General features: G+C 56.4%; 16 protein-coding genes. All 16 read left to right on the top strand.

What is annotated here, in order from left to right; all coding sequences use genetic code 11:
- Positions 1-14: 14 nt before the first annotated feature.
- Entirely contained in the window at positions 15-1,781 is a 1,767-nt protein-coding gene (locus tag F3J31_RS15400) for a peptidoglycan glycosyltransferase FtsI (protein ID WP_045907793.1), read from the top strand.
- Positions 1,768-3,255, top strand: coding sequence for a UDP-N-acetylmuramoyl-L-alanyl-D-glutamate--2,6-diaminopimelate ligase (gene murE, locus F3J31_RS15395; RefSeq protein ID WP_167214001.1), 1,488 nt, complete (start codon positions 1,768-1,770; stop codon positions 3,253-3,255). Before F3J31_RS15400 ends, murE begins: the two co-directional genes overlap by 14 nt.
- Positions 3,252-4,610, top strand: a complete 1,359-nt coding sequence (murF, locus tag F3J31_RS15390) for a UDP-N-acetylmuramoyl-tripeptide--D-alanyl-D-alanine ligase (RefSeq protein ID WP_167213998.1) — start codon at positions 3,252-3,254, stop codon at positions 4,608-4,610. Before murE ends, murF begins: the two co-directional genes overlap by 4 nt.
- The gene (mraY, locus tag F3J31_RS15385; protein WP_008501985.1) at positions 4,604-5,686 is read left to right on the top strand and encodes a phospho-N-acetylmuramoyl-pentapeptide-transferase; all 1,083 of its coding nucleotides are present in this window, start codon (positions 4,604-4,606) and stop codon (positions 5,684-5,686) included. The genes murF and mraY overlap by 7 nt, the downstream gene beginning before the upstream one ends.
- A 2-nt stretch (positions 5,687-5,688) precedes the next feature.
- Positions 5,689-7,005: a UDP-N-acetylmuramoyl-L-alanine--D-glutamate ligase gene (gene murD / locus F3J31_RS15380; protein WP_167213995.1), complete on the top strand. Its 1,317-nt coding sequence runs from the start codon at positions 5,689-5,691 to the stop codon at positions 7,003-7,005.
- Positions 7,005-8,249, top strand: coding sequence for a cell division protein FtsW (ftsW, locus tag F3J31_RS15375; RefSeq protein ID WP_008501983.1), 1,245 nt, complete (start codon positions 7,005-7,007; stop codon positions 8,247-8,249). Before murD ends, ftsW begins: the two co-directional genes overlap by 1 nt.
- Positions 8,246-9,310 carry an undecaprenyldiphospho-muramoylpentapeptide beta-N-acetylglucosaminyltransferase gene (murG, locus tag F3J31_RS15370; protein ID WP_167213992.1) on the top strand — a complete coding sequence of 355 codons (1,065 nt, stop codon included), beginning with the start codon at positions 8,246-8,248 and terminating at the stop codon, positions 9,308-9,310. The genes ftsW and murG overlap by 4 nt, the downstream gene beginning before the upstream one ends.
- Positions 9,311-9,366: 56 nt before the next feature.
- Complete coding sequence (gene murC, locus F3J31_RS15365; RefSeq protein WP_023293287.1) at positions 9,367-10,842, top strand: UDP-N-acetylmuramate--L-alanine ligase; 1,476 nt, start codon at positions 9,367-9,369, stop codon at positions 10,840-10,842.
- Entirely contained in the window at positions 10,835-11,755 is a 921-nt protein-coding gene (locus F3J31_RS15360) for a D-alanine--D-alanine ligase (RefSeq protein WP_048028506.1), read from the top strand. Before murC ends, F3J31_RS15360 begins: the two co-directional genes overlap by 8 nt.
- 1 nt (position 11,756) lies before the next feature.
- On the top strand, positions 11,757-12,599 hold the full coding sequence (ftsQ, locus tag F3J31_RS15355) for a cell division protein FtsQ (protein ID WP_023293285.1): 843 nt from the start codon (positions 11,757-11,759) through the stop codon (positions 12,597-12,599).
- Positions 12,596-13,852, top strand: coding sequence for a cell division protein FtsA (ftsA, locus tag F3J31_RS15350; protein WP_006173845.1), 1,257 nt, complete (start codon positions 12,596-12,598; stop codon positions 13,850-13,852). Before ftsQ ends, ftsA begins: the two co-directional genes overlap by 4 nt.
- A 63-nt stretch (positions 13,853-13,915) precedes the next feature.
- On the top strand, positions 13,916-15,067 hold the full coding sequence (gene ftsZ, locus F3J31_RS15345; protein WP_008501978.1) for a cell division protein FtsZ: 1,152 nt from the start codon (positions 13,916-13,918) through the stop codon (positions 15,065-15,067).
- Positions 15,068-15,168: 101 nt separating this feature from the next.
- Entirely contained in the window at positions 15,169-16,086 is a 918-nt protein-coding gene (lpxC, locus tag F3J31_RS15340; protein ID WP_010426966.1) for a UDP-3-O-acyl-N-acetylglucosamine deacetylase, read from the top strand.
- Positions 16,087-16,365: 279 nt separating this feature from the next.
- Entirely contained in the window at positions 16,366-16,869 is a 504-nt protein-coding gene (gene secM, locus F3J31_RS15335) for a secA translation cis-regulator SecM (protein WP_167213990.1), read from the top strand.
- A 58-nt stretch (positions 16,870-16,927) separates the two neighbouring features.
- Positions 16,928-19,633: a preprotein translocase subunit SecA gene (gene secA, locus F3J31_RS15330; RefSeq protein ID WP_021240521.1), complete on the top strand. Its 2,706-nt coding sequence runs from the start codon at positions 16,928-16,930 to the stop codon at positions 19,631-19,633.
- A 57-nt stretch (positions 19,634-19,690) separates the two neighbouring features.
- The gene (gene mutT / locus F3J31_RS15325) at positions 19,691-20,092 is read left to right on the top strand and encodes an 8-oxo-dGTP diphosphatase MutT (protein WP_167213987.1); all 402 of its coding nucleotides are present in this window, start codon (positions 19,691-19,693) and stop codon (positions 20,090-20,092) included.
- Positions 20,093-20,102: the final 10 nt, after the last annotated feature.

Below are 20,102 nucleotides of genomic sequence, written 5' to 3'. Positions count from 1 at the left end.
GGAAAACGCGACGCATGAAAGCAGCGGCAAAAACGCTAAAACCAAAACGTCAGGAAGAACAGGCCAACTTTATCAGTTGGCGTTTTGCGTTGCTTTGCGGCTGCATTTTACTGGCGCTGGGTTTTCTGCTGGGCCGCGTGGCCTGGCTGCAGATCGTCGCGCCTGACATGCTGGTACGCCAGGGCGATATGCGCTCTCTGCGCGTTCAGGAGGTCTCCACGTCCCGCGGGATGATCACCGACCGCTCCGGTCGTCCGCTGGCGGTGAGCGTACCGGTGAAGGCTATCTGGGCCGATCCGAAAGAGCTGCACGACGCCGGTGGCATTACCCTTGATAACCGCTGGAAAGCGCTGGCTGATGCGCTGAAAATGCCGCTGGATCAGCTGGCTTCCCGCGTTAACGCGAACCCGAAAGGGCGTTTTATCTATCTGGCGCGTCAGGTTAACCCTGACATGGCCGACTACATTCGCAAACTGAAGCTACCGGGCATTCATCTGCGTGAAGAATCCCGTCGTTACTATCCATCCGGCGAAGTAACCGCTCACCTCATTGGCTTCACCAACGTCGACAGTCAGGGGATTGAGGGCGTTGAAAAAAGCTTCGATAAGTGGCTCACCGGTCAGCCGGGCGAGCGAATCGTGCGTAAGGACCGCTACGGGCGCGTCATCGAAGATATCTCCTCTACGGACAGTCAGGCAGCGCACAACCTGGCCCTGAGTATCGACGAGCGCCTGCAGGCGCTGGTCTACCGCGAGCTGAACAACGCCGTGGCGTTCAACAAGGCGGAGTCAGGCAGCGCCGTGCTGGTGGATGTCAGCACCGGTGAAGTGCTGGCGATGGCCAACAGTCCGTCCTACAACCCGAACAACTTTACCGGCACCGCAAAAGATGCCATGCGTAACCGGGCGATTACCGACGTGTTCGAACCTGGCTCCACGGTGAAGCCGATGGTGGTGATGACCGCGCTCCAGCGCGGCATCGTCAATGAAAACACGGTTCTGAACACCATCCCATACCGTATTAACGGCCACGAGATAAAAGACGTGGCGCGCTACAGCGAATTGACCCTGACCGGGGTGTTACAGAAGTCGAGTAACGTCGGTGTTTCAAAGCTGGCGTTAGCGATGCCGTCCTCAGCGTTAGTAGAGACTTACTCACGTTTTGGACTGGGAAAGGCGACCAATTTGGGGTTGGTCGGAGAACGCAGTGGCTTATATCCTCAAAAACAACGGTGGTCTGACATAGAGAGGGCCACCTTCTCTTTCGGCTACGGGCTAATGGTAACCCCGTTACAGTTAGCGCGAGTCTACGCAACGATTGGCAGCTATGGTGTTTATCGCCCGCTGTCGATTACCAAAGTTGATCCACCGGTCCCGGGCGAGCGTATCTTCCCGGAATCCATCGTTCGTACCGTGGTGCACATGATGGAAAGCGTGGCGCTGCCGGGCGGCGGCGGCGTGAAGGCGGCGATTAAAGGCTATCGTATCGCCATTAAAACCGGTACAGCGAAAAAAGTGGGGCCAGACGGCCGCTACATCAACAAATACATTGCCTATACCGCAGGCGTTGCGCCTGCAAGCAATCCGCGTTTTGCGCTGGTGGTCGTGATAAACGATCCACAGGCGGGTAAATACTACGGCGGCGCCGTCTCCGCGCCTGTGTTCGGGGCCATCATGGGCGGCGTGTTACGCACCATGAACATTGAACCGGATGCGCTGGCGACGGGCGAAAAAAGTGAATTTGTAATTAATCAAGGCGAGGGTACAGGTGGCAGATCGTAATTTGCGCGACCTTCTCGCTCCGTGGGTGCCAAATGCACCGGAGCGAGCACTGCGAGAGATGGTACTGGACAGCCGCGTGGCTGCGTCTGGCGATCTTTTTGTGGCGGTGGTCGGTCATCAGGCGGACGGGCGTCGTTATATCCCGCAGGCGATTGCGCAAGGTGTGGCTGCCATTATTGCTGAGGCTAAAGATGAGGCAACCGACGGTGAGATCCGTGAAATGCACGGCGTGCCGGTCATCTATCTCAGCCAGTTAAACGAACGTCTTTCCGCACTGGCGGGGCGTTTTTATCACGAACCTTCCGACCAGCTGCGCCTGGTTGGCGTAACGGGTACGAACGGAAAAACCACCACCACGCAGCTGATGGCGCAGTGGGCTCAACTGCTGGGTGAAACCGGCGCGGTGATGGGGACCGTGGGTAACGGTCTGCTGGGCAAAGTGAGCCCGACGGAAAACACCACCGGCTCCGCGGTTGACGTACAGCACGTGCTCGCCGGTCTGGCAGGGCAGGGCGCAACCTTTACCGCGATGGAGGTCTCTTCGCACGGTCTGGTACAGCACCGTGTCGCGGCGCTGAAATTTGCCGCGTCCGTGTTTACCAACCTGAGCCGCGATCATCTTGATTATCATGGTGATATGGAGCACTACGAAGCCGCGAAATGGCTGCTCTATTCCACTCACCACTGTGGTCAGGCGATCATCAATGCCGACGATGAAGTCGGCCGCCGCTGGCTGGCGAAGCTGCCGGATGCGGTTGCCGTATCGATGGAAGACCATATCAATCCGAACTGCCACGGCCGCTGGCTGAAGGCGGTTGAGGTGAATTATCACGACAGCGGAGCGACCATCCGCTTTGCCTCTTCCTGGGGTGAAGGCGAAATTGAAAGCCGCCTGATGGGGGCGTTTAACGTCAGCAACCTGCTGCTGGCGCTGGCAACGCTGCTGGCGCTGGGTTACCCGATGGCTGAGCTGCTGAAAACCGCCGCGCGTCTGCAGCCAGTATGTGGCCGTATGGAAGTGTTTAGCGCGCCGGGCAAACCGACCGTTGTGGTTGATTATGCCCACACGCCGGATGCGCTGGAAAAAGCGCTGGAAGCGGCGCGCCTGCACTGTACCGGTAAGCTCTGGTGCGTGTTTGGCTGCGGCGGCGATCGTGACAAAGGCAAACGCCCGCTGATGGGCGCTATTGCGGAACAGTTCGCAGATATTCCGGTTGTCACCGATGACAACCCGCGTACGGAAGAGCCGCGCGCCATCATTAACGACATTCTGGCGGGCATGCTGGATGCGGGCCGCGCGCGCGTCGTGGAAGGCCGGGCGGAAGCCGTGACGAACGCCATCATGCAGGCACAGGAGAATGATGTTGTTCTGCTGGCGGGTAAAGGCCATGAAGATTATCAGATCGTTGGAAACCGCCGTCTGGATTACTCGGATCGCGTAACGGCAGCTCGCCTGCTGGGAGTCGTCGTATGATTAGCCTCTCGTTAAGCCAGGCCGCAGCGGTACTGCACGGCGACCTGTACGGGCAAGACCTGACCATTGATGCCGTGACGACGGACACCCGCAAAGTCACCGCTGGCTGTCTGTTCGTGGCGCTGAAAGGCGAGCGTTTTGACGCGCATGATTTTGCCGAACAGGCCAAAGAGAACGGCGCCGGTGCGCTGCTGGTCAGCCGCAAGCTTGATATCGATCTGCCGCAGGTTGTGGTGAAAGATACGCGTCTCGCGTTCGGTGAGCTGGCTGCCTGGGTTCGTCAGCAGGTGCCGGCTCGCGTCGTCGCCCTGACCGGATCCTCAGGCAAAACGTCAGTGAAAGAGATGACGGCGGCGATCCTCAGCCAGTGCGGCAATACGCTTTATACCGCGGGCAACCTCAATAATGACATCGGCGTGCCGATGACATTGCTTCGCCTGACCAAAGAGCACGAGTATGCGGTGATCGAGTTAGGTGCAAACCACCAGGGTGAAATCGCCTGGACCGTGAGCCTGACGCGCCCGGAAGCAGCGCTGGTGAATAACCTCGCGGCTGCGCACCTGGAAGGCTTTGGCTCTCTGGAAGGCGTGGCGAAAGCGAAAGGCGAGATTTACACCGGCCTGCCGGAAAACGGGATCGCCATTCTGAACGCCGATAACAACGACTGGCTGAACTGGCAGAGCATCATTGGTGCGCGTAAAACCTGGCGCTTCTCGCCAAATGCGGCCAACAGTGATTTTACGGCGACCAATATCCATGTGACGTCGCACGGCACCGAGTTCACCCTCACCACCCCAACGGGTGGCGTGGAGGTGCTGCTGCCGCTGCCGGGTCGCCATAACATCGCCAATGCCCTTGCGGCGGCGGCGCTGTCAACGGCGGTAGGCGCTTCACATGAGGCGATCCAAGCCGGGCTGGCGAACCTGAAAGCCGTGCCGGGACGCCTGTTCCCGATTCAGCTTTCGGAAAACAAGCTGCTACTGGATGACTCCTACAACGCGAACGTTGGCTCGATGACGGCGGCGGTGCAGGTGTTATCTGAAATGCCGGGCTTCCGCATCATGGTGGTTGGCGACATGGCAGAGCTGGGCGACGAAAGTGAAGCCTGTCATACCCAGGTCGGTGAAGCGGCGAAAGCGGCGGGGCTGGACTGTGTACTGAGCGCAGGAAAACTGAGCCAGGCGATTAGCCAGGCCAGCGGCGTTGGCGAGCATTTTGCCGATAAAGCCGCGTTGATTGAGCGCCTTAAGGCATTAATGACAGAAAAACAAATTGTGACAGTGTTAGTGAAAGGTTCACGTAGTGCCGCCATGGAAGAGGTTGTGCACGCATTACAGGAGAACGGGACATGTTAGTTTGGCTGGCCGAACATTTGGTCAAATATTACTCCGGCTTTAACGTCTTTTCCTATCTGACGTTTCGCGCCATCGTCAGCCTGCTGACTGCGCTGTTCATCTCGTTGTGGATGGGCCCGCGCATGATTGCCCGTCTGCAAAAGCTCTCTTTCGGCCAGGTTGTGCGTAACGACGGCCCGGAATCGCACTTCAGCAAGCGCGGTACCCCGACCATGGGCGGGATCATGATCCTGACTGCCATCGTCGTTTCCGTATTGCTGTGGGCGTACCCGTCCAACCCGTACGTCTGGTGTGTGCTGACGGTTCTGGTGGGTTACGGGATCATTGGTTTCGTCGATGATTACCGCAAAGTCGTCCGCAAAGATACCAAAGGTCTGATTGCCCGCTGGAAGTACTTCTGGATGTCGGTGATCGCGCTGGGCGTGGCCTTCGCGCTGTATCTGGCAGGGAAAGACACGCCAGCGACCGAGCTGGTCGTGCCGTTCTTTAAAGACGTGATGCCACAGCTGGGGCTGTTCTACATTCTGCTGGCGTACTTTGTGATTGTCGGCACCGGTAACGCCGTTAACCTGACCGACGGTCTGGATGGCCTGGCGATTATGCCAACCGTCTTCGTGGCGGCCGGTTTTGCGCTGGTGGCCTGGGCGACCGGTAACATGAATTTCGCCAACTATCTGCACATCCCTTATCTGCGTCATGCGGGTGAACTGGTGATCGTCTGTACGGCGATTGTCGGCGCGGGGCTTGGCTTCCTGTGGTTCAACACCTATCCGGCTCAGGTCTTTATGGGTGACGTCGGTTCACTGGCGTTAGGCGGCGCGCTGGGCATTATTGCCGTGCTGCTGCGTCAGGAGTTCCTGCTGGTGATCATGGGCGGCGTGTTTGTCGTTGAAACCCTGTCGGTGATTTTGCAGGTCGGTTCCTTCAAGCTGCGCGGTCAGCGTATCTTCCGTATGGCGCCGATTCACCACCACTATGAACTGAAAGGCTGGCCGGAGCCGCGCGTCATTGTGCGCTTCTGGATTATTTCGCTGATGCTGGTGCTGATTGGCCTGGCAACGCTGAAGGTACGTTAATCATGGCAGATTACCAGGGCAAAAAAGTCGTTATCATCGGGTTAGGCCTCACGGGCCTTTCCTGCGTGGACTTTTTCCTCGCACGTGGCGTGACGCCGCGCGTGATGGATACGCGTGTCTCTCCGCCGGGTCTGGATAAACTGCCGGAACAGGTTGAACGCCACCTTGGTGGTCTGAATGATGACTGGCTGCAGGCAGCCGATCTGATTGTCGCCAGCCCGGGTATGGCGCTGGCGCATCCTTCCCTGAGCGCTGCCGCAGATGCAGGCGTTGAGATTGTCGGCGATATCGAGCTGTTCTGCCGCGAAGCGCAGGCGCCCGTTATCGCGATTACCGGTTCTAACGGTAAAAGCACCGTCACCACCCTGGTGGGGGAAATGGCAAAAGCGGCGGGCATGAACGTCGGCGTTGGCGGTAACATTGGTTTGCCTGCTCTGATGCTGCTGGACAAAGGCTGTGAACTGTATGTTCTCGAGCTTTCCAGCTTCCAGCTGGAAACGACCTCCAGCCTGCATGCTGCCGCTGCGACGATCCTCAACGTGACTGAAGATCACATGGACAGATATCCATTTGGTCTGCAACAGTACCGTGCCGCCAAGCTGCGCGTTTATGAGAATGCCAAAGTCTGCGTAGTGAATGCCGATGATGCGCTGACCATGCCGGTGCGTGGCGCAGACGACCGCTGCATTAGTTTTGGCATCACCATGGGTGATTATCATCTGAACCGCCAGCTGGGTGAAACCTGGCTGCGCGTGAAAGGTGAGAAAGTGCTGAACGTGAAAGAGATGAAGCTCTCTGGGCAGCACAACTATACCAATGCGCTGGCGGCGCTGGCGCTGGCGGACGCAGTGGGGCTGCCGCGCTCCTCAAGCCTGAAAGCGTTAACCACGTTTTCCGGCCTGGCACACCGTTTCCAGCTGGCGCTGGAGCACAACGGCGTGCGCTGGATCAACGACTCCAAAGCCACCAACGTGGGCAGCACGGAGGCCGCGCTGAACGGCCTGCACGTTGACGGTACCTTGCATCTGCTGCTGGGCGGTGACGGTAAATCAGCGGATTTCTCGTCCCTGAAGCCGTATCTCTCCGGCGATAACGTCCGTCTGTACTGCTTCGGCCGTGACGGCAGCGAGCTGGCTGCACTGCGCCCTGAGGTCGCCGAGCAAACCGAAACCATGGAACAGGCGATGCGGCTGATTGCCCCTCGCGTGAAGCCGGGTGATATGGTGCTGCTCTCTCCGGCCTGTGCCAGCCTCGATCAATTCAAGAATTTCGAACAGCGTGGTGATGTCTTTACCCGCCTGGCGAAGGAGTTAGGCTGATGCGTTTATCTCTCCCTCGCCTGAAAATGCCGCGCCTGCCAGGATTTGGGATCCTGGTGTGGTTGTTTGCGGCACTCAAAGGCTGGGTGATGGGCTCTCGTCAAAAAGATAACGACAGCCTGATCATGTACGACCGCACGCTGTTCTGGCTCACGATGGGGCTCGCGGCGGTCGGCTTTATTATGGTGACGTCAGCGTCAATGCCCGTCGGGCAGCGTCTGGCGAACGATCCTTTCCTGTTTGCCAAGCGTGATGGTCTGTACATTATCCTGGCATTCTGCCTGGCGCTGGTGACCTTGCGTCTGCCGATGGAGTTCTGGCAGCGGCACAGTACGGCGATGCTGATCGCGTCGATCATTATGCTGCTGATCGTCCTGGTGGTGGGGAGTTCCGTAAACGGGGCATCACGCTGGATCGCCTTTGGCCCGCTGCGTATTCAGCCTGCGGAATTTACCAAGCTTTCCCTGTTCTGCTACCTGGCGAACTACCTGGTGCGTAAGGTAGATGAAGTGCGTAATAACCTGCGCGGCTTCTTAAAACCGATGGGCGTGATTCTGGTGCTGGCGGTATTACTGCTGGCGCAGCCTGACCTCGGTACCGTGGTGGTACTGTTTGTCACCACGCTGGCCATGCTGTTCCTGGCGGGCGCAAAGCTGTGGCAGTTCATCGCCATTATCGGGATGGGGATTTCAGCGGTTGTGCTGCTGATCCTCGCCGAGCCTTACCGTATTCGCCGCGTGACCTCGTTCTGGAACCCGTGGGAAGACCCGTTCGGCAGCGGCTATCAGCTGACGCAGTCACTTATGGCCTTTGGGCGCGGTGAGCTCTGGGGGCAGGGGCTGGGTAACTCGGTACAGAAACTGGAGTATTTACCGGAAGCGCATACTGACTTCATCTTCTCCATTATTGCGGAAGAACTGGGTTATATCGGTGTGGTATTAGCGCTATTAATGGTATTCTTCGTCGCTTTCCGCGCCATGTCCATCGGCCGGAAAGCGCTGGAGATCGATCACCGTTTCTCAGGCTTCCTGGCCTGCTCAATTGGTATCTGGTTTAGCTTCCAGGCATTGGTTAACGTCGGGGCCGCAGCAGGTATGCTGCCGACCAAAGGTCTGACGTTGCCGTTGATCAGTTATGGTGGTTCCAGTCTGTTGATTATGTCGACGGCCATCATGCTGTTGTTGCGCATAGATTATGAGACGCGTCTGGAAAAAGCCCAGGCGTTTACACGAGGTTCACGATGAATCAACCGAAGCGGTTAATGGTGATGGCAGGCGGTACCGGCGGACATGTGTTCCCGGGACTGGCGGTTGCGCACCATTTAATGGATCAGGGCTGGCAGGTACGCTGGCTGGGAACCGCAGACCGCATGGAGGCCGACCTGGTACCGAAACACGGTATTGAGATCGACTTTATTCGTATTTCCGGCCTTCGGGGCAAAGGCCTCAAGGCAATGCTGCTGGCACCGGTGCGCATTTTTAACGCCTGGCGTCAGGCGCGAACCATCATGAAGCGCTTTAAGCCCGATGTGGTGCTGGGCATGGGCGGCTATGTCTCGGGTCCAGGTGGGTTAGCCGCGTGGTCGTTAGGTATTCCCGTCGTGCTGCATGAGCAGAACGGTATTGCGGGTCTGACCAACAAATGGCTGGCGAAAATCGCCACCAAAGTCATGCAGGCGTTTCCCGGCGCGTTCCCGAAAGCGGATGTGGTGGGAAACCCGGTGCGCGTGGACGTGCTGGCACTGCCGCTGCCGGAGGCTCGCCTGGCGGGCCGTGAAGGGCCGGTGCGTGTGCTGGTCGTCGGCGGCTCTCAGGGCGCGCGCATTTTAAACCAGACGATGCCGCAGGTTGCCGCAAAGCTGGGTGTTGCCGTCACCATCTGGCACCAGAGTGGAAAAGGCGCTCAGCAGACCGTTGAGCAGGCTTACGCCGAGGCGGGGCAGCCGCAGCATAACGTGACGGAGTTTATCGACGACATGGCGGCAGCGTACGCCTGGGCCGATGTCGTGGTCTGTCGTTCTGGCGCCTTAACGGTAAGCGAAATCGCTGCCGCGGGGCTGCCGGCTCTGTTTGTGCCTTTCCAGCACAAAGACAGGCAACAGTACTGGAATGCCCTGCCGCTTGAGAAAGCCGGTGCGGCGAAAATTTTTGAGCAGCCACAGTTTACCGCCGACGCGGTCGCCACCACCCTGGCGGGCTGGAACAGAGACGTATTGCTTGAGATGGCTGAACGCGCGCGCGCGGCGGCTATCCCTGATGCGACGGAACGGGTGGCAAAAGAAGTGAGCCTGGCAGCTCAGGCTTAACCCTCGCAGCGCGTGAAGCGCGGCACGAATTTTAAGTAGTCGATGGCGTTTAGAGAATGAATACACAACAACTGGCAAAACTGCGTTCAATCGTGCCCGAGATGCGTCGCGTCCGGCACATTCACTTTGTTGGCATCGGTGGTGCTGGCATGGGCGGTATTGCCGAAGTGTTAGCTAACGAAGGCTATCAGATCAGCGGGTCTGACCTGGCGCCAAACCCTGTAACGCAGCAGCTGGCGTCGCTTGGGGCGACTATCTATTTTAACCATCGCCCGGAAAACGTGCGCGATGCGAGCGTGGTGGTGGTATCGAGCGCTATCTCCTCTGACAACCCGGAAATCGTTGCCGCGCATGACGCGCGCATTCCGGTGATCCGCCGTGCAGAAATGCTGGCGGAACTGATGCGTTTCCGTCATGGCATTGCCATTGCCGGGACCCACGGTAAAACCACGACCACGGCGATGGTCTCCAGTATTTATGCAGAAGCGGGTCTCGACCCGACGTTCGTCAACGGCGGCCTGGTCAAAGCCGCGGGCGTGCATGCGCGTCTGGGCCACAGTCGTTATCTGATTGCTGAAGCAGATGAGAGCGACGCGTCGTTCCTGCACCTGCAGCCGATGGTGGCGATTGTCACCAACATCGAAGCGGACCATATGGATACCTACCAGGGTGACTTCGAGAACTTAAAGCAGACCTTTATCAACTTCCTGCACAACCTGCCGTTCTACGGGCGCGCGGTGATGTGCGTAGACGATCCGGTGATCCGCGAGCTGCTGCCGCGCGTGGGTCGTCAAATCACCACCTACGGTTTCAGTGAAGACGCTGACGTCCGCGTGGAAGAGTACAAACAGATTGGCGCGCAGGGGCACTTCACGCTGGCGCGTCAGGACAAAGAGCTGCTGCACGTGACGCTGAATGCGCCAGGGCGCCATAACGCGCTCAATGCCGCAGCGGCAGTGGCCGTCGCGACGGAAGAAGGCATTGATGATGATGCGATCCTGCGCGCGCTGGAAAGCTTCCAGGGCACCGGTCGTCGTTTCGACTTCCTCGGTGAATTCCCGCTGGATCCGGTAAACGGTAAAGCCGGTACGGCGATGCTGGTGGACGACTATGGTCACCATCCAACCGAAGTGGACGCCACCATTAAAGCCGCACGTGCGGGCTGGCCGGACAAGAATCTGGTGATGGTGTTCCAGCCGCACCGTTTCACGCGTACGCGCGATCTGTATGACGATTTCGCCAGCGTCCTGTCGCAGGTTGATACCCTGTTAATGCTGGATGTATACGCCGCAGGCGAGACGCCGATTCCGGGCGCAGACAGTCGTTCTCTGTGTCGCACCATTCGTGGACGCGGTAAAGTTGACCCTATTCTGGTTTCTGACCCTGCCCAGGTGGCGGAAATTCTGGCACCGGTCCTGACAGGTAACGATTTAATTCTGATTCAGGGTGCGGGAAATATCGGCAAAATCGCCCGTACCTTAGCTGAAATCAAACTGAAGCCGCAAAACCAGGAGGATGAGCATCATGGCTGATAAGATTGCTGTCCTGTCTGGCGGCACCTCCGCCGAGCGCGAGGTTTCCCTGAATTCCGGCGCGGCTGTACTGGCGGGCCTGCGTGAAGGTGGCGTCAATGCGCATCTGGTTGACCCAAAAGAGGTCGACGTGACGCAATTAAAAGCCATGGGCTTCGATAAAGTTTTTATCGCTTTACACGGTCGTGGCGGTGAAGACGGTACCCTGCAGGGGCTTCTGGATCTGCTCGGCCTGCCGTACACCGGCAGCGGCGTGATGGCTTCCGCTATCTCTATGGATAAACTGCGCAGCAAGCTGCTGTGGCAGGGCGCAGGGTTACCTGTCGCACCATGGGTAGCGCTGACGCGACGCGAATTTGAATTGGGCCTGTCGGATAGCGTTAATGCACGCATTGCTGAACTGGGCTTACCGGTTATTGTAAAGCCCAGCCGGGAAGGCTCCAGCGTGGGAATGTCCAAAGTCGACAAAGCTGACGATTTAGCGTCCGCTTTAGCGCTGGCATTTCAACATGATGATGAAGTTCTGGTAGAAAAATGGCTTAGCGGGCCGGAATTTACCGTCGCGATGCTTGGCGAAGAAATTTTACCGTCAATCCGTATCCAACCCGCTGGAGTCTTCTATGATTATGAGGCGAAGTATCTCTCTGATGAGACGCAATATTTCTGCCCAAGTGGTCTTGAAGCTGAGCGTGAAGCCGATTTACAGTCCCTGGTGCTTAAAGCCTGGCATGTTCTGGGTTGCCAGGGCTGGGGGCGCATCGACGTGATGCAGGACCGGGATGGACAATTTTATCTGCTGGAAGCCAATACCTCTCCGGGAATGACCAGCCACAGCCTTGTGCCGATGGCCGCGCGTCAGGCGGGGATGAGCTTCTCGCAGTTAGTCGTACGCATTCTGGACCAGGCGGGCTGATATGTCTCAGGCTGCATTGAACACGCGCAACCGCGATGACGAGGAAGAATACACCTCTTCACGCCGCAGTAATGGAACGCGTCTTGCAGGCATCATTTTCCTGCTCGGGGTGCTGTGCACCGTGTTTATCAGCGGCTGGATGGTCTTGGGCTGGATGGAAGATGCGCAGCGGTTGCCACTTTCTAAGCTGGTGGTCACCGGTGAGCGTCACTACACGCGTAACGACGATATTCGCCAGTCAATACTGGCACTGGGCTCGCCTGGCACCTTTATGACTCAGGACGTCAATATTATCCAGAGCCAGATTGAACGTCTGCCATGGATAAAACAGGCGAGCGTAAGAAAGCAATGGCCTGATGAATTGAAGATTCATCTGGTTGAATATGTGCCCATTGCGCGTTGGAATGATCAGCACATGGTTGACGTCGACGGAAATTCCTTCAGCGTCCCGGCCGATCGTGTCAACAAGCAAAATTTACCGATGTTGTATGGCCCTGAAGGCAGCGAAAACGAAGTGTTACAGGGTTTTCGTGAAATGGGTCAGGTGCTGGCGAAGGACAGGTTTACGTTAAAAGATGCTGCCATGACGGCGCGCCGTTCCTGGCAGCTTACGTTAACGAACGGCATTAAGCTCAACCTGGGGCGCGGGGACACCATGAAACGTCTGGCGCGTTTTGTCGAACTTTACCCGGTTTTACAGCAGCAGGCACAGACTGACGGCAAACGGATAAGCTACGTTGATTTGCGCTATGACTCAGGCGCAGCAGTCGGTTGGGTACCGGCTCCGGTCGAGGAACCTAATCAGCAACAGAATCAGGCACAGGTACAGGCAGAACAACAATGATCAAGGCGACGGACAGAAAACTGGTAGTTGGACTGGAGATTGGCACCGCGAAGGTTGCCGCTTTAGTAGGGGAAGTTCTGCCCGACGGTATGGTCAATATCATTGGCGTGGGCAGTTGCCCGTCCCGTGGTATGGATAAAGGTGGGGTAAACGATCTTGAATCGGTGGTGAAGTGCGTCCAGCGCGCCATCGATCAGGCTGAATTGATGGCAGATTGCCAGATTTCTTCTGTCTATCTGGCCCTCTCTGGTAAGCACATTAGCTGCCAGAACGAAATCGGCATGGTGCCGATTTCCGAAGAAGAAGTGACGCAGGAAGACGTTGAAAACGTTGTGCATACGGCGAAATCCGTGCGTGTCCGCGATGAGCATCGCGTATTGCACGTGATCCCGCAGGAATATGCGATTGACTACCAGGAAGGGATCAAGAACCCGGTTGGTCTGTCAGGCGTTCGTATGCAGGCAAAAGTGCACCTGATCACATGTCACAACGATATGGCGAAGAACATTGTAAAAGCCGTTGAACGTTGTGGCCTGAAAGTTGACCAACTTATTTTCGCCGGTCTGGCGGCAAGTTATTCCGTGCTGACCGAAGATGAACGTGAACTGGGTGTCTGTGTGGTCGATATTGGTGGTGGTACAATGGACATGGCCGTGTATACCGGCGGTGCGTTGCGCCACACCAAAGTGATCCCGTACGCAGGGAACGTCGTGACCAGCGATATTGCTTACGCTTTTGGTACGCCACCGAGCGATGCAGAAGCGATTAAAGTGCGCCACGGTTGTGCGCTGGGCTCTATTGTTGGCAAAGATGAGAGCGTTGAAGTGCCAAGCGTCGGTGGTCGTCCACCGCGCAGCCTGCAGCGCCAGACGTTGGCAGAGGTGATCGAGCCGCGCTATACCGAGCTGCTCAACCTGGTCAACGAAGAGATTTTACAGTTACAGGAACAGCTTCGTCAGCAGGGTGTTAAACATCATCTTGCAGCGGGGATTGTATTAACCGGCGGTGCAGCGCAAATTGAAGGTCTTGCGGCCTGTGCACAGCGCGTGTTCCATACGCAGGTGCGTATTGGTGCGCCGCTGAATATCACCGGTTTAACGGATTATGCTCAGGAGCCGTATTATTCAACGGCTGTGGGCCTGCTCCACTACGGGAAGGAATCTCATCTCAGTGGTGAAGCGGAAGTGGAAAAACGCGTCTCAGTGGGGTCGTGGGTCAAACGACTGAACAACTGGTTGCGAAAAGAGTTTTAATTTTTTTAAGAGACCGGAGAGAATTAGCGGTCTCGGGCGACAGGCACAACGGAGAGAGAAATTATGTTTGAACCTATGGAACTGACCAACGACGCGGTGATTAAAGTCATCGGCGTCGGTGGCGGCGGCGGTAACGCCGTAGAGCATATGGTGCGTGAACGCATTGAAGGTGTTGAATTCTTTGCAGTTAACACCGATGCACAGGCACTGCGTAAGACGGCTGTAGGCCAGACTATCCAGATCGGCGGTGGTATCACCAAAGGGCTGGGAGCAGGGGCTAACCCGGAAGTGGGCCGCAATGCGGCTGAAGAAGATCGTGAAGCCCTGCGCGCTGCACTGGAAGGTGCGGACATGGTCTTCATTGCAGCAGGTATGGGTGGCGGTACCGGTACCGGCGCAGCACCTGTTGTAGCTGAAGTGGCTAAAGATTTAGGTATTCTGACCGTTGCTGTCGTGACTAAGCCTTTCAATTTTGAAGGCAAGAAGCGTATGGCCTTTGCGGAGCAGGGTATCACCGAGCTGTCCAAGCACGTGGACTCGCTGATCACCATCCCGAACGACAAGCTGTTGAAAGTGCTGGGTCGCGGTATCTCCCTGCTGGACGCCTTCGGCGCAGCAAACGACGTGCTGAAAGGCGCGGTTCAGGGTATCGCTGAACTGATTACCCGTCCTGGCCTGATGAACGTTGACTTTGCAGACGTTCGCACCGTGATGTCCGAAATGGGCTACGCGATGATGGGCTCTGGCGTGGCGAGCGGCGAAGACCGTGCAGAAGAAGCGGCTGAAATGGCCATCTCTTCTCCACTGCTGGAAGATATCGATCTGTCTGGTGCGCGCGGCGTGCTGGTCAACATTACCGCTGGCTTTGACCTGCGTCTGGATGAGTTCGAAACCGTGGGTAACACTATCCGTGCGTTCGCCTCTGACAACGCTACCGTGGTAATCGGTACTTCGCTTGACCCTGAAATGAACGACGAGCTGCGTGTTACCGTTGTTGCGACCGGTATCGGTATGGACAAGCGTCCTGAGATCACCTTAGTGACCAACAAGCAGACTCAGCAACCGGTAATGGATCGTTACCAGCAGCACGGTATGTCTCCGCTGACTCAGGAGCAGAAACCGGCCGCGAAAGTGGTGAACGACCCAACGCCGCAAACGGCGAAAGAGCCAGATTATCTGGATATCCCGGCGTTCCTGCGTAAGCAAGCTGATTAAGAATTGGCTGGAATTAGGGGATTTGCGCTCTTTGTGCTAAACTGGCCCACCGTTAGTGATATACACTCTCGGTTGGATAGTTAATTTGGCGAGATTATACGATGATCAAACAAAGGACACTTAAACGTATCGTTCAGGCGACGGGTGTCGGTTTACATACCGGCAAGAAAGTCACGCTGACGTTACGCCCTGCGCCGGCCAATACCGGGGTCATCTATCGTCGCACCGACTTGAATCCACCGGTAGATTTTCCGGCCGATGCCAAATCTGTGCGTGATACTATGCTCTGTACTTGTCTGGTGAACGAGCATGACGTGCGGATTTCTACCGTAGAGCACCTGAACGCCGCCCTGGCGGGTCTGGGTATCGACAACATTATTGTTGAAGTCGATGCGCCAGAAATCCCGATTATGGATGGCAGTGCTGCACCGTTCGTCTATCTGTTGCTGGATGCCGGCATCGAAGAACTGAACTGCGCGAAGAAATTTGTTCGCATCAAAGAGACCGTTCGCGTCGAAGATGGCGACAAGTGGGCTGAATTCAAACCGTACAATGGTTTCTCGTTGGACTTTACCATCGACTTTAACCATCCGGCGATTGATTCCAGCACCCAGCGCTACGCGATGAACTTCTCTGCTGATGCGTTTATGCGCCAGATCAGCCGAGCCCGTACGTTTGGCTTCATGCGTGATATCGAATATCTGCAGTCCCGCGGCCTGTGCCTGGGCGGCAGCTTCGATTGTGCCATCGTTGTTGACGATTATCGCGTACTGAACGAAGACGGCCTGCGTTTCGAAGATGAATTCGTTCGTCACAAAATGCTGGACGCTATCGGCGACCTGTTTATGTGTGGTCACAATATTATTGGTGCATTTACCGCGTTCAAATCCGGTCATGCGCTGAACAACAAACTGTTGCAGGCCGTCCTGGCAAAACAGGAAGCCTGGGAATATGTGACCTTCGAAGACGAAGCAGAACTGCCGCTGGCTTTCAAAGCGCCAAACATGGTTCTGGCGTAACGGTTCACGCCGTTTCGTAAAAAATCGACTGGTTAACCTGGTACTCTCTCCGACCAGGAAGACCAGTCGTTTTTATTTTTGCCCTTCTTCGTTTGCCCCGGCGTTATCTCTTGTTTGTCTTGCGCAGAAAATGCGTGCGTTAGCTGCATTCTTGACCGTTTTTCCCCGCGGCGGCACCTCATTCCTGCTGATGTGCATTGGCTTTAGTGGTAATATCTGGGCGCTTAAAAAAATAACTTAAAAGTAGCCTGTTACAGGCTGGCTTATGTGGTGGAGCAAGTGAGCGGAATACTGACGCGCTGGCGACAATTTGGCAGACGTTACTTCTGGCCGCATCTCTTATTAGGGATGGTCGCGGCGAGTCTCGGCTTGCCTGCGCTCAGCAACAGTGCCGAAGCGGCGACGCCAGCGAAGACCTCTACCACCAAACACGATCTCAACACGCGGGTTAACTTTACAAACCTCGCGTGGCTTGAAGCCAGCCGCCGCCCGAATTTCTCCGTTGATTACTGGCACCAGCACGCTATCCGCACGGTTATCCGCCATCTCTCCTTCGCGATGGCGCCCCAGGCAATGCCTGTGGCGGAAGAGACGCTGCCGGTGCAGGCCCAGCATCTTGCCCTGCTGGACACGCTTAATGCACTGCTTACGCAGGACAGCCAGCCGCCGGTTATGGTGCGCGAGACGGCGCAACGCGCACTCGTTCCTCCTGTTTCATTCTCTGTATCAACCTGGATTAGCCAGGTTCATGGCATTCGCGCCGGGCCTCAACGCCTCAGCTAAATTAACTTTTTCAATACCTTAATTTATCTGCCCATGATGGGGCGTTTGAGAATTTATTATGCTAATCAAATTATTAACTAAAGTTTTTGGTAGTCGTAACGATCGTACCCTGCGCCGTATGCGCAAAGCTGTTGCCGTCATCAACGGTATGGAACCGGCGATGGAGAAGCTCTCTGATGATGAGCTGAAAGCGAAAACGGCGGAATTCCGTGCGCGTCTGGAAAAAGGTGAAACCTTAGAAAGCCTGATCCCGGAAGCGTTTGCCGTTGTGCGTGAAGCAAGTAAGCGCGTGTTCGGCATGCGTCACTTCGACGTTCAGCTGCTGGGCGGTATGGTGCTTAACGAGCGCTGCATCGCGGAAATGCGTACCGGTGAAGGTAAAACCCTGACCGCAACGCTGCCGGCTTACCTGAACGCGCTGACTGGTAAAGGCGTTCATGTCGTTACCGTCAACGACTATCTGGCGCAGCGTGATGCCGAAAACAACCGTCCACTGTTCGAATTCCTCGGTATGACCGTCGGTATCAACATGTCCGGCCTGCCTGCGCCAGCCAAGCGTGAAGCGTACAATGCGGATATCACCTACGGTACCAACAACGAATACGGCTTCGACTACCTGCGTGACAACATGGCGTTCAGCCCTGAAGAGCGTGTCCAGCGTAAGCTGCACTATGCGCTGGTGGATGAGGTGGACTCCATCCTGATCGATGAAGCGCGTACCCCGCTGATCATCTCCGGCCCGGCTGAAGACAGCTCCGAGATGTACCGTAAAGTCGACAAAATCATTCCACACCTGCTGCGTCAGGAGAAAGAAGACTCGGATACCTTCCAGGGTGAAGGCCACTTCTCCGTTGATGAAAAAGCGCGCCAGGTGAACCTGACCGAACGTGGTCTGGTGAAAATTGAAGAGCTGCTGGTTGCTGAAGGCATTATGGAAGAGGGCGAGTCTCTGTACTCCCCGAGCAACATCATGCTGATGCACCACGTGACCGCCGCGCTGCGTGCACACGCGCTGTTCACCCGTGACGTCGACTACATCGTAAAAGACGGCGAAGTGATCATTGTCGATGAGCACACCGGCCGTACCATGCAGGGGCGTCGCTGGTCTGACGGTCTGCACCAGGCTGTAGAAGCCAAAGAAGGCGTGGATATTCAAAACGAAAACCAGACGCTGGCGTCTATCACCTTCCAGAACTACTTCCGTCTGTACGAGAAGCTGGCGGGCATGACCGGTACTGCCGATACCGAAGCGTTTGAATTCAGCTCCATCTACAAGCTGGATACCGTGGTCGTTCCAACCAACCGTCCGATGATCCGTAAGGATATGCCGGACCTGGTGTACATGACCGAAGCGGAAAAAATTCAGGCAATCATCGAAGATATCCGCGAGCGTACTGCTAAAGGCCAGCCTGTTCTGGTGGGGACCATCTCCATTGAAAAATCCGAAGTGGTTTCTCACGAGCTGACGAAAGCGGGTATTAAACACAACGTACTGAACGCCAAATTCCACGCCAAAGAAGCGGATATTGTTGCGCAGGCAGGTTATCCGGCTGCGGTAACCATCGCCACCAACATGGCGGGTCGTGGTACCGATATTATGCTGGGTGGTAGCTGGCAGGCCGAGGTGGCTGAGCTGGAAAACCCAACGCCTGAACAGATTGCGCAGATTAAGGCCGACTGGCAGGTGCGTCACGACGCGGTGCTGGCATCCGGTGGTCTGCACATTATCGGTACCGAGCGTCATGAATCGCGTCGTATCGATAACCAGCTGCGTGGCCGTGCGGGTCGTCAGGGTGATGCCGGTTCTTCCCGCTTCTACCTGTCGATGGAAGATGCGCTGATGCGTATTTTCGCCTCCGACCGCGTGTCCGGCATGATGCGTAAGCTGGGCATGAAACCTGGCGAAGCCATTGAGCACCCGTGGGTCACCAAAGCGATCGCGAACGCCCAGCGTAAAGTGGAAAGCCGCAACTTCGATATTCGTAAGCAGCTGCTGGAATACGATGACGTGGCTAACGACCAGCGCCGTGCGATCTACACCCAGCGTAACGAACTGCTGGACGTATCCGATGTGAGCGAAACCATCAACAGCATTCGTGAAGATGTGTTTAAAGCCACGATTGATGCGCATATTCCACCTCAGTCTCTGGAAGAGATGTGGGACATCGAAGGCCTGCAGGAACGTCTGAAAAACGACTTTGACCTCGATCTGCCTATCAAAGAGTGGCTGGATAAAGAGCCTGAGCTGCACGAAGAGACCCTGCGCGAGCGTATCTACGAAACCGCGCTGGATGTTTACAAGCGTAAGGAAGAGGTTGTTGGCGCTGAGATGATGCGTCACTTCGAAAAAGGCGTGATGCTGCAGACGCTGGATTCCCTCTGGAAAGAGCATCTGGCGGCGATGGACTACCTGCGTCAGGGTATCCACCTGCGTGGCTATGCGCAGAAAGATCCGAAGCAGGAATACAAGCGTGAGTCCTTCTCCATGTTTGCCTCTATGCTGGAGTCGCTGAAGTATGAAGTGATCAGCACCCTGAGCAAGGTTCAGGTGCGTATGCCGGAAGAGGTAGAAGCGATGGAGCAGCAGCGTCGTGAAGAAGCCGAGCGTCTGGCACAAATGCAACAGCTGAGCCATCAGACCGACGACAGCGAAGCCGCAGCGGCGATCGCCGCGCAGACTGGCGATCGCAAAGTGGGTCGTAACGATCCGTGCCCATGTGGCTCCGGTAAAAAGTACAAGGCGTGCCACGGGCGTCTGAGCTAAATTCATAAAAAAACAAAAAGGCGCAGACATCTGCGCCTTTTTTATGGAAGTAACAATATGAAAATACTGCAAATTGCCGTCGGGATTATTCGCAACCCGCAAAACCAAATCTTTATCACCCAGCGTGCTGCCGACGCCCATATGGCGAACAAATGGGAGTTTCCAGGCGGAAAAATTGAGGCTGGTGAAACCCCGGAAGCGGCGCTGGTTCGCGAGCTTCAGGAAGAAGTCGGGATCACCCCGCTTGGCGCAACGCTGTTTGATAAGCTCGAATACCAGTTCCCGGACAGGCACATTACGCTGTGGTTCTGGCTGGTGGAAAACTGGGAAGGTGAACCCTGGGGAAAAGAGGGGCAGCCGGGTAACTGGGTGGCGCTTCAGGCAAGTGATGCCGAAAAATTCCCGCCAGCCAACGAGCCTGTGATCATGCGGCTCGTTGCACAACCGAAGGCCTGCTAAGCGACGCGTC

The sequence above is a fragment of the Enterobacter sp. Acro-832 genome (assembly GCF_011752745.1).
GTDB lineage: Bacteria > Pseudomonadota > Gammaproteobacteria > Enterobacterales > Enterobacteriaceae > Enterobacter > Enterobacter quasiroggenkampii.
The sequence above is the reverse complement of the archived record's forward strand: the minus strand, read 5'-3'. Positions and strand labels throughout refer to the sequence as shown.